This is a genomic window from Ligilactobacillus murinus DSM 20452 = NBRC 14221 (assembly GCF_001591685.1).
Classification (GTDB): Bacteria; Bacillota; Bacilli; order Lactobacillales; family Lactobacillaceae; genus Ligilactobacillus; species Ligilactobacillus murinus.
In genome coordinates this window covers 1-13,392 of the sequence record NZ_BCVJ01000053.1, presented here as the reverse complement: position 1 = coordinate 13,392, position 13,392 = coordinate 1, and the positions used below count along the sequence as shown (strand labels likewise).

The following is a 13,392-nucleotide window of genomic DNA, read 5'->3' as shown; positions in this document are numbered from 1 at the left end:
CCGGCTGGGCGTCATTAAATCGTCAGATCTTCACCATTTGAGGCAATAACTTTTTGGTACCAGTAAAATGAATCTTTCGGAATTCGCTTCAAGCTACCTTTGCCAAAATCATCGCGCTCGACATAGACAAAACCATAGCGTTTCTTCATCTCACCTGTCCCGTTGGAAACAAGGTCGATGCAGCCCCACATCGTATAGCCCAGCAACTCGACCCCATCTAGGTTTACCGCATCTTTCATCGATTGGATATTTTCCTTTAAATATTTGATCCGATAATCATCGTGGACTTTGCCATCACTTGTGAGTTCGTCACTCCAACCTAAGCCATTTTCCACGATCCAAAGTGGTTTGTGATAACGATCCCACAAAACGTTCAAAGCTAGCCGCAAACAATCGGGGTCAGTGGCCCAGCCCCAAGCATTGGTCTCTAAGTAAGGATTCTTGATCCCATTGATCCCTAGATTCCCACTATCAACGGCTTCTTTTTCATGCGTTGTTAAGACATTTGATCCATAACAAGAAAAGCTAATAAAATCGACCGGATAGTCTTTGAGCAGAGCATGATCTTCTGGTGAAATATCAAGCGTGATCCCTTCACGTTCATATTCTTTCAATTTATAGTTAGGATAGCACCCACTTGCTTGAACATCGGCATAAAAAAGCATCTTTTGGTTGTATTCCATGACCTTGATCTGATCGGCGGGATCACAAGTATACGGATATACCGGCTGATAGGCTAACATCATCCCGACCTGCATATTTTTATCGATCTCATGAGCTAACTTAACGGCCAAAGCACTAGCGACAAATTGATCATGTGCCGCTTGCGCCCGACTTTGCAAACTCGAATCTAACAGTCCGGCTCCCATATATGGAGCTAGATCGACCGCATTGATCTCATTAAAAGTCAACCAATACTTTACTTTGCCCTTATAGCGTGTAAAGACGGTCCGCACATAATTCTCAAAGAATTTGATCAACTTGCGATTTTTCCAACCACCATAGTCATTGATCAGTCCAAGGGGAGTCTCATAGTGTGAAAGAGTCACCAATGGTTCTATCCCATATTGTTGGCAGAGGTCAAAGATCTTATCATAAAAGGCTAGCCCAGCTTCATTTGGCGTTTTTTCATCGCCATTTGGAAAGATCCGTGACCAATTGAGTGAAAGCCGGTAACACTTAAATCCCATCTCCGCCATCAATTTAAGGTCTTCTTCGTAGTGATGATAAAAATCTGTCGCCGTATGACTTGGATAGTAATACCCATCGACTAATGCCGGTCTTGCGCCAGCTGGCAGTTCAAAAGCACTTCCCCATTCAAGTGGCGTTGCGCCTGTCGTACCATCAGATCGTACCCAGGTAACTTTACGTGGTTCAGTCGCTGAGCCATTCGTTAAAACATCGATCGCATTTAGACCTTTACCATCTTCAGCAAAGCCACCTTCATATTGGTTAGCAGCCGTCGCGCCACCCCACAAAAAATCTTTCTTAAAAGCCAATCAGCTCACCCTTTCTTGCCTAAACCGTTAACTTTACTTGTTCTAACAGTTCAAACGTGTCATTTTCTTTATTGAAGTCATATTTAAAGATCGCCCCATTTGGGATACTGGAGAGCTCAAGCTGGTCATCCCAGCGTTTGATAAATTGTAAACACGCATTGGCATGGGTAACTGCCAAAACTGTCTGTCCACTGGAACGGTGCATCAATTCAGTACAAGTCGTAACGATCCGATCTTGAACTTCAGAATCACTTTCACCACCGTACTTAACAAAAAGATCACCATAGGGGCGCAAATGTTGTAGATAATCATGCTCCCCTTCAAGCAGACCAAAGTTTTGTTCCTTTAAGCCCTTTAGACGCATATATGGCAATGAGGTAACTTGACGCAAAGTATCACAACAACGCTCAGAAGCTGAACAATAGGCAGCCGAAAGATCAATTGCTTTAAAGTATTCACCTGCTCGCTTAGCTTGTTTGATACCGTTTTTGGTGAGCGGTGAATCACTCCAGCCTTCGATCTTACCCAATTGGTCGAATAATGTTTCACCATGTCGCATTAAATACAATGTTTGTTCCATAAGCCCTCCATAAAGTATATTCTTTTATAAATATGACTTTACTTAATCAGTATAGCGCTTTCTTTCCGACTAAGCAAAGAACAACTACTACAATAATACCTGCTCATCATTATCCGGTTTTTTACTTAAAATAATAATAAAGCAGTGCTAAGAAATCCTTAAGATTTCTTAGCACTGCCTTTGAAATATGTTTAGCAACTCCGCCTCTAAAATGCGCCGCCGGTCCCGCCGCCACCGCCACCGGAACTGCCACCAGAGAACCCGCCAGAACTACCACTAGCCGACGAATCAACATTGGCTGCTGCAATACTTTGCTCAAAACTTGAGGTGAAACTGTCATTCCAACTACCTGCAAAATACAAAGCATAATAAATTCCAAAACCATTCTCTAATTCAGCTACACTAAACTCGGCTTTCAAAGCCTTGATGACCTTTTTAGCTAGACCAAATGCCACTGCATACGGCATGATCTGTTCCCATAAAACAACGTCTCCTACTTCACGCAGATCAAACCGGCCAACATCTTTTAACATCGCTTTGAAACACCGTAATTCATAGATCTCTCTTTCTCCTTTTGGCGTATAGCCCGAATGCGTCAGCAAATACTTGGCACTTAATAAAATGATCACGAGCCCTAAGCCTAAACAGATCCATCTGATCATTCCACTAAAGATGACCCCTGCCAACAATAAGATCCCTAAGTTGACAAGAGCACCTAGCATAACGGTGATACACCAAGCGCGGGTCTTTTTATCGACATAGTTATAGGCATCAGCTTGATTTTTTACCTGCTTAGCCCATTTATCAAATTTTTGACTGAGCGCTTTGGATCTACTGCGCTTGTTTTTTACTTGCTTAAGGGTCTTTAGATCAAATTCGGTCCCATTTCCGACATTTTTAAAGAGAAAATGCAACAATCCATCTTCCAAAAGTACCTTATCTTTTAACTTGATCAAATAGTTCTTTTTGCCGGAAGCTTCAACGATCTCTAACTTGCCCTGACCTGCAAGATCCAATAAATGGGCACTAAACGCTTGATTATCCGGTAACGTTTGGTTCAATACCGCAAAAGCTACTTCAGGCGCATATTTAGGGATCTCATAGCTATGCTTGAGTGGCGGTAATTTAGTCTTTTTATTTCCTGGGTTAATCACCAAGATCCCGATAAAACCTAGCGAAAGCGCAAATACGATCCCGCTGAAAATTCGCTTGATAACTTGAGCCCTTTTTTCTTCAGCCTTACGTTTTTGATTAGCTTCATCAGCCAACTTAGCCTCAGCTTGTCTGATTTTTTCTTTTGCCTTTTCATTAGATACCTGAGGATTATTAGGTGTAACTGAAGTTGGAAAAAGCATATGTGTCTCCAACATCTCATCGGTATCAAGTTCGGCAAGTGTCAGCGTCACTTTACCTTGCGCACGCTCAACATCGGTATAGCCAGTCAAAGGCCCATGTGTCCAAGCTTGCAAGTCAGCGACCGGTTTGGGCAATTGGAGCGTCACCTTAACATTATGCAAGCGCACATCCCAACCTACACCAAGGATCTTCCAATTTAACTCAGCCGTATCTTGATAGTTCGTGATCAAGCCACTCAAAACATAGTGATAGTTCACCGTCAACTTATCATCACTGACCTTATGATAGACTTTGAGCTTTAAATTATCTGCCGTTTTTGTTTGCGTAAATGTGTTGTTTTCCCCAGTTGAACTCTCAGCTAACTGCGTCGTTTGACCATTTTGGGTGATCGAGACCCCAAGATCACTGACATCAGTAACTTTAGCCAGATTTTGGTCGTAATATACCCCATTAAAATCACCATCAAATTCGTAGGTTATCCGTTGGGTAAGATCGATCTTGCCATCTTCACGTATATTTGCCGTTGCATCATAATTGGTTATTTGATAATTGCCATCTGCTAAAGCTGTCTTGCTCGCAGTAAAAAATAAGCCTAAACCGACCAAAAGACTTACTATCAACTTGCTTATCCGATTCATTTTCATTGCCCCCTTTGCCTGATGATATCTTCTCTTATTATCTCAAAATTGTTAACTTAAGACAAAGGTTAGCATTAGATCTATAATTATAGGTATACAGATAAAATATTTTTGGTTACCTTAAATTTTTTTGTTTACAAATTTAAATTCTGCGGTAAAATATATTTTAGAATCATTCTAAAAAAGAGGTTATGGATCATGAATAGTAAGTTAACTTTAGCTCAGCGTGTCAATATTTTACGTGCAAGTGTCATGGGGGCAAATGACGGGATCATCTCGGTCGCGGGGATCGTTGTCGGGGTAGCTGGGGCTTCTGCCAGCAATTACGGGATCTTTATCTCAGGGATCGCCGGGATGCTAGCTGGGACCGTTTCGATGGCAATGGGGGAATATGTTTCAGTCAGTACGCAAAAAGACTCCGAAAAACAAGCCGTCGCTGAAGAAAAATCACGCTTAAAATTAAACTATGAGCATGAATTTGAACTGGTCAAACAAAATTATTTAGCTCAAGGGATCAGACCCGATCTAGCGCAAAAAGCAACGGAAGAAATGATGCAAAAAGACCCTCTCGTGACCACAGTTCGTGAACGCTATGGCTTAAACATCAATGAGCTCATCGATCCTTATGCCGCCGCGATCGCTTCAATGGTCTCATTTCCAACTGGTTCATTACTGCCAATGCTTGCGATCACGTTGTTTCCCGAAAAGATCAAGATCATAGCAACATTTATCGCGGTTTTGATCGCTTTAGCCTTAACTGGCTTAGGGGCAGCTATTTTAAGTAAAGCCGACAAAAAGCAAGGTATCATCCGTAACATCATCTCGGGGACACTGACGATGGCAGTTACATATTTGATCGGGAAAATTATTGGGGGGTAAACGCAGATGAAAAAAACAAGTTCAATGAGTGAACGGCTCAATACTTTACGTGCTGGTGTTTTAGGTTCAAATGATGGGATCTTGACCGTGGTCGGTGTATTGTTCAGTGTGGCGGTGGCAACAACTGATCAGTTCACGATCTTTATCGCCGGACTTTCCGATCTACTTGCCTGTGCTTTTTCGATGGCAGCCGGCGAGTACGCTTCAGTCAGCACTCAAAAAGATGCCGAAAAAGCGGCAGTCGCTAAAGAAAAGCAATTATTAAAGACTGATTTTTCAAGTGAACTAGCAACTGTCAAAATGTTTTACGTTGAACGAGGGGTAAGTGAACAAACTGCTGCTTTGATCGCCCAAGATCTGATGGCAAAAAAGCCCCTTGAGACTGTCATCAGCATCAAATACAACCTAAATCTCGGGCAATACATGAATCCTTGGAATGCGGCGCTTTCGTCTTTAGTCTCAGCTTCGATCGGTGGGATCTTCCCGTTAGCAGCGATGACTTTGAGTCCGGTTCAATACCAATGGCCACTCACGATCTTAGCAGTCTGTGTCTCAGTCGCATTAACAGGTTATTTAAGTGCTAAGTTAGGCAATGGCATGGTCAAGACGGCTATCTTACGCAATTTGATCGTTGGGATCATCACCATGATCATCCACTATACAGTCGGGATCATGCTGTAAACCGTATATACGAAAAAGCAGTGACTTAAAAAGTATAGAACTACGCTTTTTAAGTCACTGCTTTTTCATCCAAGACAGCTACGTTTTGTAAACTGATCAAAATTTCCTAGGAAATATAAATTTGTCTCCAATGCCACAAGTGGCGGGCTTTTTCATTGAGCAGACCAAACACCTGCAAACATCAAGCCCTCGAAGCCTTTTTGAAAAGACCTGCGAGATAGTTTGGTCAATTCATATATGATCTCTTCTTGTTCTTTAGTGAGTCGATTTTGTTTAGCTAACGATAGCCTTGAGAGCCCTGATTTTAAGTTCTCGATCGCTTCTGGGACCTCTTTAAATTTTGCTGAAAGTTTAAGTGGGACGATTTATTTTATTATACGCTTTTTGGGTTGCTTTTTTGGCTGTGTCATTATCTAATGAGTCATACAATTTAGTAAGTAGCTCATTAACATGAAGTATGCTGATTTCTTTGTTTGACATCAAGTCACTCCTTATTTTTATGAGTATCATCGCAAAATAGGTAAGAGATACCGCTAAAGTGTTCATGTTTCTAGCTAAATTATATCATACAGCATTCCTTTATCCATTTTGTTTGAGCTCTATTGACCCAAGAGAAGCTACCCAAAAATTCTTTAAAAACTCATTGGGGCGAAATTTTTCAGTTGATCAATTGATATTTTTTGAAAAATTTGCGAGCACTGACGACACGATGATCAGTCACATCTAAAAAATCTCCGCTATCGGCCATAACATACATTGCATAACCGCAAAAACCACCACCAAGCGTGCCTACCATTCCAAGTTTTAGATTAGCCACAGTCGAAGGACTCAAAGCTGGCATCACGATCAGCAAGCGTTTGTCGACCCATCTTAAGTAGCCTTTAGCAAAGGCTTCTTTGACCCATAGCGGTAGATCTTGATCATATGGATCCACTTGCCACACCTCAACTATCTTGCCATGCAATTTAGCCTTCATCTTACTCACCTTCCTAAAAATTACATGAATTAGGTGTTCCACCTTGACCATAAGGGCCACAATTATGCGCTCTGAAGTTTCGTGTAGCACTACTATTGTTTAGCTGTGGAAGATTTACCCAAACCACCACCTACGATCGTTTCGTTTTAAAACATTCTGACTTCAACTACCTTAACAATAGCAAATTTTTCTCAGTACATGTGTTTTTTTCCTTATTTAGCAAAACTGGAATTCCTTGTAATAATTGTTTACTACTTAAATATATTACGCTATCTTTTATTCACCCCTTCAAGCGACTTAATGAAAATCATATAAATATTAAAGGCTATAGCATCCTCTCTAACTATTAACTAAGTTAGCGTAATAGCCACCTTTATTCAGTAATTCTTCATGATTCCCGTATTCCACTATCCTACCACTATCCATGACTAAAATATTATCTGTTCGTTTAGCAATCGCTAGACGATGTGCGATAAAAATAATTGTTCTATCTTCTAGCGAAAGTAAATTATCAACTAATGCTTTTTCAGTAATTGTGTCTAATCCACTTGTTGATTCATCAAATATCAAAACTTTTGCAGATGATAATAACGCTCTTGCAATCGTTATCCGTTGCTTTTGTCCACCAGATAATGTGTTTCCATTCTCATCAAGCAATGTATCATACTGAAGTGGCATTTTTTCTATCTCATCTGCGATCATAGCTAAACGACAAGCCTCCGATATATCTTTTTTGGAAACCCCGGATTTATTCCCTAAAGTCAAATTTTCCATAATAGACCCTGAAAAGATATATGGCTCTTGCGAAACATAATTAATATACTTTCGCAAGAAATGCTTATCTACATTTTTCACTTGCGATCGACCAATAGTTATGATTCCCGAGGTAGGTTCAAAAAAATTAACGATCATCTTGACCAAAGTAGATTTTCCAGACCCACTCATACCTACAATTGCTAATTTTTCATTTGCTTTAATAGTTAAATTGATATCGTCTAAAACATTTTGTCCATATCCATAGCAATACGATACATCTTTGAATGTTATCTCTCCTTCTAACTGGTCATCTGACAATTGATGACAAGAATCACCGAACTCAGTTGGTACAAAAAGAATTTCATTTAACCTATTATTTGCCACTTGTGCACTTTGAAGCTTAGGCTGTAGATTAATTATATTTTGTAACGGTCCAGTAAAATATGCCAACAAAGCACTATATGCCATTAATTGCCCGACCGTGAACTTCTCTTCGATCACCATTTGTGCACCGATCCATAAAATGACTACATTGAGACTTAATTGTACGAAAATTTTTAGTGACTGTTGTAATAGATCCATCTTAGTATACGCTAAATTTTTACCCAAAAAATCAATAAATTGGCTATTTATTTTCTCATATCTATTATTTTCACTATTTAGAGCCTTAATAGTTTCTATCCCTTTAATATCTTCAATGACTGATGAGCTCAGAGTTGCATTGCTTTTCATTTGCTCAACATTCAATTTTTCAAATTTCTTTGTAAATGCCAAGATCACTATTAAGTAAATAGGCAAACAAATTAGAGTAACAAAAAAAAGGAGCTTATTTTGAATTGCTAAGATTCCTCCCATAACTAAAACTATTCCTACATCTAAAAATATAGAAATCACTGCACTCGCCAATGCATCAACTATCTTATTGGCATCATTAAACCTTGAAACTATGTCCCCTGTTTTTCTAGTTACAAAAAAATCCATTGGTAATTCAAAAATATGACGAATATATCCTAAAATAATTTCAACTGATAATCTTTGACCTAAAATTATCAGTAAAAAATCACGAATATAAACAAACATTGAATTAAATATATATACCACTAATAACCCACTAGCAATTATTGGCAAAATACCGTTTGCTTTTTTGGGAATATATTCATCGATCAATATTTGTAAAAAATACGATCCCAAAATACTGATAAAAGTTACCAACATTGCTGCTGAGACGATCTTCATGAGCAATTTCCATTGTTTTTTTAAATTTCTAAACAGCACCAATAGTCCCCTTTGATTTTCTTTTACAGGATTATATCCATCATTTGGCGTAAATAAAAGAGCAACACCACTCCATTCTTTTTCAAAATTTTCACGTGACATCTTAATAACACCAATATCTGGAGCAGGATCAGCTAATAAAATACTCTTCTCATCTGCCTTCAAAATTACATAATAATGCAGTAAAGCCCCATTCTTTATTACATGTGCGATAAACGGATAGGATAACTCTGAAACTTCAAATAATGACATATCAGCTTGAATAGCTTGTGTCTCAAGCTTAAATTTTTGTGCTGCCTTGACCAACCCCAAGGCAGTCGTCCCTTCCAAATCTGTTTTAGCTAAATCACGTAAACGAGCTAAAGACACTTTAGTTCCATAACACTTTAATATCATAGATAAGCACGCAACTCCACAATCCATCTCATCTACTTGTGCTGTATAATATTTATAGAATTGACGCATATTTCCCCTCCTCGTACGGTTTTATCCCCTATTATTTTCCCTATATTGTAGCAATTTTTTGATTACTTTACTGGCTCTTCTAGAATAATATTCAACTTTTCCATTAACAAAAACGACCTTATGTGTTCCAATATCTATCAGATAGATATTATTTTCATTTACCAAACATGAACGCGAGATCCGCAATAAGCTTGGATAAGCTTGCGCTATTTTTTGTAGACTGCCAGAGATCTCAAAGCTTCCCTCTGTCGTATCTAAACATAACCGACGTGGATAGGTCGTTGTCTTTATGCAAACGATATCATCTAGATTTTCCGTATAAAGACACGTTCCTCTTCGGTAATAAAAAATTGTTTGTTTGGATCTATTTGCCACTTCTAATTGCTCAACAGCCTGTAAGATTACATTGTTCAAGCGACTTTGGATGATATCTCTGTCTTTTTTTAAATCAATGCAATCTAACACCCTAACGTTATTTTCAAAGACCAAATAACTCTGTAAAATATCTGTTGTACTTAAGATCAACTTGGCCTGTTCATCAAGCGTTTTGATCTTTTGAGCAAGTTTTATCCCCCTTTCCCCATTCAAAACATCAGTTGCCAAGATATAAATTCCGTACAGACATTGTTCTTTTATGATATGCTCTAATAATGCATACGGATCAATAAAAATCCCGCCTAGCTGTAGCTTTGCGTGGACCTGATCGTCTTGGATCATGATCGCAAGTTTGACTAAGTTCCCCATATCCGCCTCAAACTCTGGATCTGCACATACAAAAACTTGATATTTCATAAACATTCCCCTTATTTATTCAACTCATGTGTTAACTAAATTAAAGTCTATTGTGCTATAATTATTTTGTGCAGTAGATGGCATTGTAAACAAAGCCATCTACTGCATATATTTTGCCTGTTTTGTGGCGCCCTTTTGCCCCCCTAATCCCCTTGACTTTTTTCTCTGAAATAGTTGTATAGTTTTTCTTCATAATATTTCTCCTTGGAGGTGAATTCCTATGTTTTATCTTGTGATAGGATATGTTTCTTTATTTTTTCAAGGTCTTATCATCACGTTATTATTTAACCAATTAAACGTTATCTCTTTGCAACGAAAATTTATCATGCTTCTAAGTATATCCATGTGTTTTACTTACGGTTGGTGGGGATGCTTGATATATACCATAATATTTAGCATGATCATCACTCACCTTTCGCAAAAAAAGATCCCAATTCTATTAAGCATGTTCTACGTTTCATACCTATTAGTCTCGACTACCATTATCTATCAATTATTGGACAACGTTTTAGCTCTGATAGAGGGAAATTACACCGTAATGATCATGTTTGAACTGATCATCTTACCTTGGGTCGTCTTTTACCTGCAAACATCTCTGCTATACTACTTCAAACGTTACTTGGTCTACTTTGCAAATCATATTTTAGCCAAATATCGCTTTCAAGCAGCTATTTTAGATGTGACTTTGTTAAGCTATATCTATCTTCGCTTCTCTGACTTACCTAATAGGTTACTTATCGCTAGCGTTATTTTGGTAGTCATTGCAGCCTATATCTACTGCATCACCCTATACTCACAAAAACAGGCAATAAAACTCGCTCAAGCAGAACAGCTACAAAATTTGATCGAATATACCGCCCAGATCGAAGAGTTGTATGATAAACTACGCCATTTCAAACATGACTACAAAAATATTTTGCTTTCCCTAGAATATTGCCTGGATAATGATGATCTTGCTGGGGCTAAGAAAGTTTATCACCAAGCGATCGCACCTACCAGATCGATCATTTCCCCAGAACTACAGCTCATCAGTCAATTACAAAATATCAGTGACCCAGCACTTAAAGGGATCTTATCCAATAAATTGGCTTTAGCTCTCACAAAAAAACTCCGTGTCACTTGTGAAATAGCCCAAAAAATCAAACTTGATCCCCGTGTTACACAATTAGATATGGTTCGGCTCTTATCGATCTTTATGGATAATGCGATCGAGGCCTCCTGCCAAGTCAATAAAGGCTGTTTAGACTTTGCCTTTTTTGAACATGATAACGAACAATTCATCGTTATCCGCAACAGTACCAAATATGAAAAAATAGAGCTTCAACTTCTAGATAAAGTTGGTTATACTACTAAAAATAGCCAAGGTCATGGTTATGGGTTAGCCAATGTTTCGGCTATCTTGCGTGACTATCCCTTTATCAGCTTAAACACCAGTTCCAGCCATTATATATTTCAACAAGAATTGATCATTACAGGAGGTTTATCAAGATGAACATTGCTATTTTAGAAGATGAATCCATCCATATTTATCGCTTAACAGAGATCATCAGCTCGCTTTTAAAAGATCTAGTTGTGTCCAGCTATGACTTAAAAACCTTCAAAGATCCCCAAGCACTACTAGCCGAGCTTTTTATTCCAAGCAATCAAAATATTTATTTTTTAGACTTAGAACTCCAAGGTGATCAACAACAAGGTTTAAAAGTTGGCCAGCAGATCAGAGACTATGATAGTTAAGCTGCCCTGATCTTTTTTACTTCACACGCCGAGTTGATGCCCTTGACCTATAAATATAAAGTAGCTGCCCTAGACTTCATCGCCAAAGATAGTCCAACGATCTTAGATAGCATCAAAGAAGACTTCAAGTTAGTTCTAAATAAGCGTCAAAAAAACACATCTGAAATGTTCTCGTTGCAAGTAGGCAATCATTTTATCGATCTTGAATTTGCGAAGATCTGCTTTTTTGAGACCCACTATTCAAATAGTCACGCTTCGATCTTGTGGCTAACTGATAATCGTAAACTCCAGATCGCTAAAAATCTCCATGAATTAGAGCAACTCGAGCCCCGACTCAGCAGAGTTCATCGTAGTTTTTTAGTCAACTTGGAAAATGTTGAAGTCGTTGATAACTCGCAAAAATTGCTCTTCTTTAAAAATGGACTTTCTTGTCCGATATCGCGCCGTAAATTAAAGTTATTACAAACTAAAAACAAGGGTAGCTACTAAGCTCGCTGCCCTTGTTTTTAGTTTCTATTTGCTCTGTTCAAAACCGGCATCAAACCCGCGGAAGACATCATCGCGATGTGTCCAAAATGAAAAACTAGCGAGCACTACCAACAAAATGACCCCAACTAAGGCCAACTTCGCCTTTAAACTCTTCTTGTGTCCCATTTTAATCATCTCCATCCTTTAAATTTTAAAATACCGATGACTTAAGTTCCACTTATTTCGCCAACCTAATTGGTAACCATAACCTCCCCAGAGCGCTTTTTCAATGTCATAGCCACCCTTGATCTGACTTAAATCAGTGATAACTTGAAATTTATTCATTTTAATCCCTCCACAACAATTACTTTGGATAGTTGTTGAATCCCCTGTCAAAACCGTTCATAATATCTTTTCGGTGTTTGTATCCTGATACACCAATTTTCCATAGCATACCGTAATACCATCCGGGGACACCACCACCAACTATTGAACTTGTGGCTTTTGTATCCAATGGTTTAAAATCTTCTAATTTCTCCATTAATGTCTCCTCCTTTTCTATCCACCTTTATTCTACTATACAAGCTCTGATCAAAGGACCCTATTTCAGTAAACGGTATCTTTTTTGCAGTAAATGGTCTATTTCAAAAAAATTATTTTTTAGGGTTACATATCGGCAACTCATTTCGTTATTAGTAGTGTAAGGGCGATCGACTTACATAATAAATCTAAGGAGGAATGACCAATGACTGAAGCAATCTGGGACAAAAATGCAATTCGCGTAAAACTTACAAAAAAGGACGGCTCGACCCGCCAACGTTCCTTTAACAATGTGGTTCAAGGGGCAACTCCCGATCAACTCCATCAATTTGGACAACTCGTCGCTACGTTGACTGGCGAACAGCTAAAAGAAGTTTATGTCATGACCACAAGCCACACTAATTAACCACGGAGGTATCGTATTATGAAAAAATTAGATCTCATCTTCTTATCCACGGCCAAGCATGCAACACACCACATGCAATTTAACTTTGTCGATACCGATCTTGACACAGAAAAGGTCAAACAAGCGATGCAACAACTCGCTGATCTGAAGTTATTTGTCGACAAGGATAAGCATCCGCTGTATGAAGTCCCCATGGGTGCGCGGTATGTCACGACCACTGATCACGTTTTATTCGACAACAAACCCGCAAAATAACCCGGGTTAAAGCTCTTATGTCCCGCTGACCAAGAGACTGTGACATAAGTAAAGACATCTCCAAATGGCACTAGGGCCCGTCAAGTATACAG

General features: G+C 38.8%; 18 protein-coding genes. 7 read left to right on the top strand and 11 right to left on the bottom strand.

The window, feature by feature from the left end:
• Nucleotides 1-14: 14 nt before the first annotated feature.
• The 3 genes from LMU01S_RS08720 to LMU01S_RS08710 all read right to left on the bottom strand — a co-directional run bounded on the left by LMU01S_RS08720 (nucleotide 15) and on the right by LMU01S_RS08710 (nucleotide 4,073).
• Nucleotides 15-1,499 (bottom strand): family 1 glycosylhydrolase, encoded by a 1,485-nt coding sequence (locus tag LMU01S_RS08720; protein WP_056959163.1) that lies wholly within the window; start codon nucleotides 1,497-1,499, stop codon nucleotides 15-17.
• A gap of 19 nt (nucleotides 1,500-1,518) precedes the next feature.
• A complete protein-coding gene (locus LMU01S_RS08715; protein ID WP_082613069.1) occupies nucleotides 1,519-2,079 on the bottom strand; it encodes a histidine phosphatase family protein in 561 nt (186 codons plus the stop codon).
• A gap of 206 nt (nucleotides 2,080-2,285) precedes the next feature.
• A complete protein-coding gene (locus LMU01S_RS08710) occupies nucleotides 2,286-4,073 on the bottom strand; it encodes a DUF2207 domain-containing protein (protein WP_056959164.1) in 1,788 nt (595 codons plus the stop codon).
• Nucleotides 4,074-4,271: 198 nt separating this feature from the next.
• Between LMU01S_RS08710 and LMU01S_RS08705 the strand changes: the two genes are divergently transcribed.
• The gene (locus tag LMU01S_RS08705) at nucleotides 4,272-4,952 is read left to right on the top strand and encodes a VIT1/CCC1 transporter family protein (protein ID WP_056959165.1); all 681 of its coding nucleotides are present in this window, start codon (nucleotides 4,272-4,274) and stop codon (nucleotides 4,950-4,952) included.
• 6 nt (nucleotides 4,953-4,958) lie between these two features.
• Nucleotides 4,959-5,633 (top strand): VIT1/CCC1 transporter family protein, encoded by a 675-nt coding sequence (locus LMU01S_RS08700; protein WP_056959166.1) that lies wholly within the window; start codon nucleotides 4,959-4,961, stop codon nucleotides 5,631-5,633.
• Between the two features lie 351 nt (nucleotides 5,634-5,984).
• Here the strand turns inward: LMU01S_RS08700 and LMU01S_RS10775 are convergent, their stop codons facing one another.
• From LMU01S_RS10775 to LMU01S_RS10770, 5 genes are all read right to left on the bottom strand, one after another.
• Nucleotides 5,985-6,113 carry a hypothetical protein gene (locus tag LMU01S_RS10775; protein ID WP_263850221.1) on the bottom strand — a complete coding sequence of 43 codons (129 nt, stop codon included), beginning with the start codon at nucleotides 6,111-6,113 and terminating at the stop codon, nucleotides 5,985-5,987.
• Between the two features lie 178 nt (nucleotides 6,114-6,291).
• Nucleotides 6,292-6,609, bottom strand: a complete 318-nt coding sequence (locus LMU01S_RS08690; RefSeq protein WP_056959167.1) for a hypothetical protein — start codon at nucleotides 6,607-6,609, stop codon at nucleotides 6,292-6,294.
• 339 nt (nucleotides 6,610-6,948) lie between these two features.
• Nucleotides 6,949-9,105 carry a peptide cleavage/export ABC transporter gene (locus tag LMU01S_RS08685; protein WP_056959168.1) on the bottom strand — a complete coding sequence of 719 codons (2,157 nt, stop codon included), beginning with the start codon at nucleotides 9,103-9,105 and terminating at the stop codon, nucleotides 6,949-6,951.
• Nucleotides 9,106-9,126: 21 nt separating this feature from the next.
• Nucleotides 9,127-9,897 (bottom strand): LytTR family DNA-binding domain-containing protein, encoded by a 771-nt coding sequence (locus LMU01S_RS08680; protein ID WP_056959169.1) that lies wholly within the window; start codon nucleotides 9,895-9,897, stop codon nucleotides 9,127-9,129.
• Nucleotides 9,898-9,958: 61 nt separating this feature from the next.
• The gene (locus tag LMU01S_RS10770) at nucleotides 9,959-10,090 is read right to left on the bottom strand and encodes a hypothetical protein (RefSeq protein WP_263850220.1); all 132 of its coding nucleotides are present in this window, start codon (nucleotides 10,088-10,090) and stop codon (nucleotides 9,959-9,961) included.
• Between the two features lie 345 nt (nucleotides 10,091-10,435).
• Here LMU01S_RS10770 and LMU01S_RS08675 point away from each other — a divergent pair, with 345 nt between their 5' ends.
• Genes LMU01S_RS08675 through LMU01S_RS08665 form a run of 3 tightly spaced genes read left to right on the top strand, consistent with a single transcriptional unit; the run spans nucleotide 10,436 to nucleotide 12,120 of the window.
• Nucleotides 10,436-11,389: a sensor histidine kinase gene (locus LMU01S_RS08675; RefSeq protein ID WP_056959170.1), complete on the top strand. Its 954-nt coding sequence runs from the start codon at nucleotides 10,436-10,438 to the stop codon at nucleotides 11,387-11,389.
• Nucleotides 11,386-11,631, top strand: a complete 246-nt coding sequence (locus tag LMU01S_RS08670) for a response regulator (RefSeq protein WP_056959171.1) — start codon at nucleotides 11,386-11,388, stop codon at nucleotides 11,629-11,631. The genes LMU01S_RS08675 and LMU01S_RS08670 overlap by 4 nt, the downstream gene beginning before the upstream one ends.
• A 42-nt stretch (nucleotides 11,632-11,673) precedes the next feature.
• Nucleotides 11,674-12,120, top strand: a complete 447-nt coding sequence (locus LMU01S_RS08665) for a LytTR family DNA-binding domain-containing protein (protein ID WP_162258481.1) — start codon at nucleotides 11,674-11,676, stop codon at nucleotides 12,118-12,120.
• 24 nt (nucleotides 12,121-12,144) lie between these two features.
• On the opposite strand, the gene LMU01S_RS10490 is transcribed toward LMU01S_RS08665, so the two are convergent.
• The 3 genes from LMU01S_RS10490 to LMU01S_RS10480 are packed head-to-tail and all read right to left on the bottom strand — an operon-like array spanning nucleotide 12,145 to nucleotide 12,640.
• Nucleotides 12,145-12,285, bottom strand: a complete 141-nt coding sequence (locus tag LMU01S_RS10490; protein ID WP_156470403.1) for a hypothetical protein — start codon at nucleotides 12,283-12,285, stop codon at nucleotides 12,145-12,147.
• 18 nt (nucleotides 12,286-12,303) lie between these two features.
• A complete protein-coding gene (locus LMU01S_RS10485; protein WP_156470402.1) occupies nucleotides 12,304-12,444 on the bottom strand; it encodes a plantaricin NC8 alpha peptide precursor in 141 nt (46 codons plus the stop codon).
• A 19-nt stretch (nucleotides 12,445-12,463) separates the two neighbouring features.
• On the bottom strand, nucleotides 12,464-12,640 hold the full coding sequence (locus tag LMU01S_RS10480) for a hypothetical protein (protein WP_156470401.1): 177 nt from the start codon (nucleotides 12,638-12,640) through the stop codon (nucleotides 12,464-12,466).
• A gap of 204 nt (nucleotides 12,641-12,844) precedes the next feature.
• Here LMU01S_RS10480 and LMU01S_RS08660 point away from each other — a divergent pair, with 204 nt between their 5' ends.
• Nucleotides 12,845-13,045 (top strand): DUF1659 domain-containing protein, encoded by a 201-nt coding sequence (locus tag LMU01S_RS08660; protein ID WP_056959173.1) that lies wholly within the window; start codon nucleotides 12,845-12,847, stop codon nucleotides 13,043-13,045.
• Nucleotides 13,046-13,063: 18 nt separating this feature from the next.
• Entirely contained in the window at nucleotides 13,064-13,300 is a 237-nt protein-coding gene (locus LMU01S_RS08655; protein ID WP_056959174.1) for a DUF2922 domain-containing protein, read from the top strand.
• The last annotated feature ends 92 nt before the right edge of the window (nucleotides 13,301-13,392 follow it).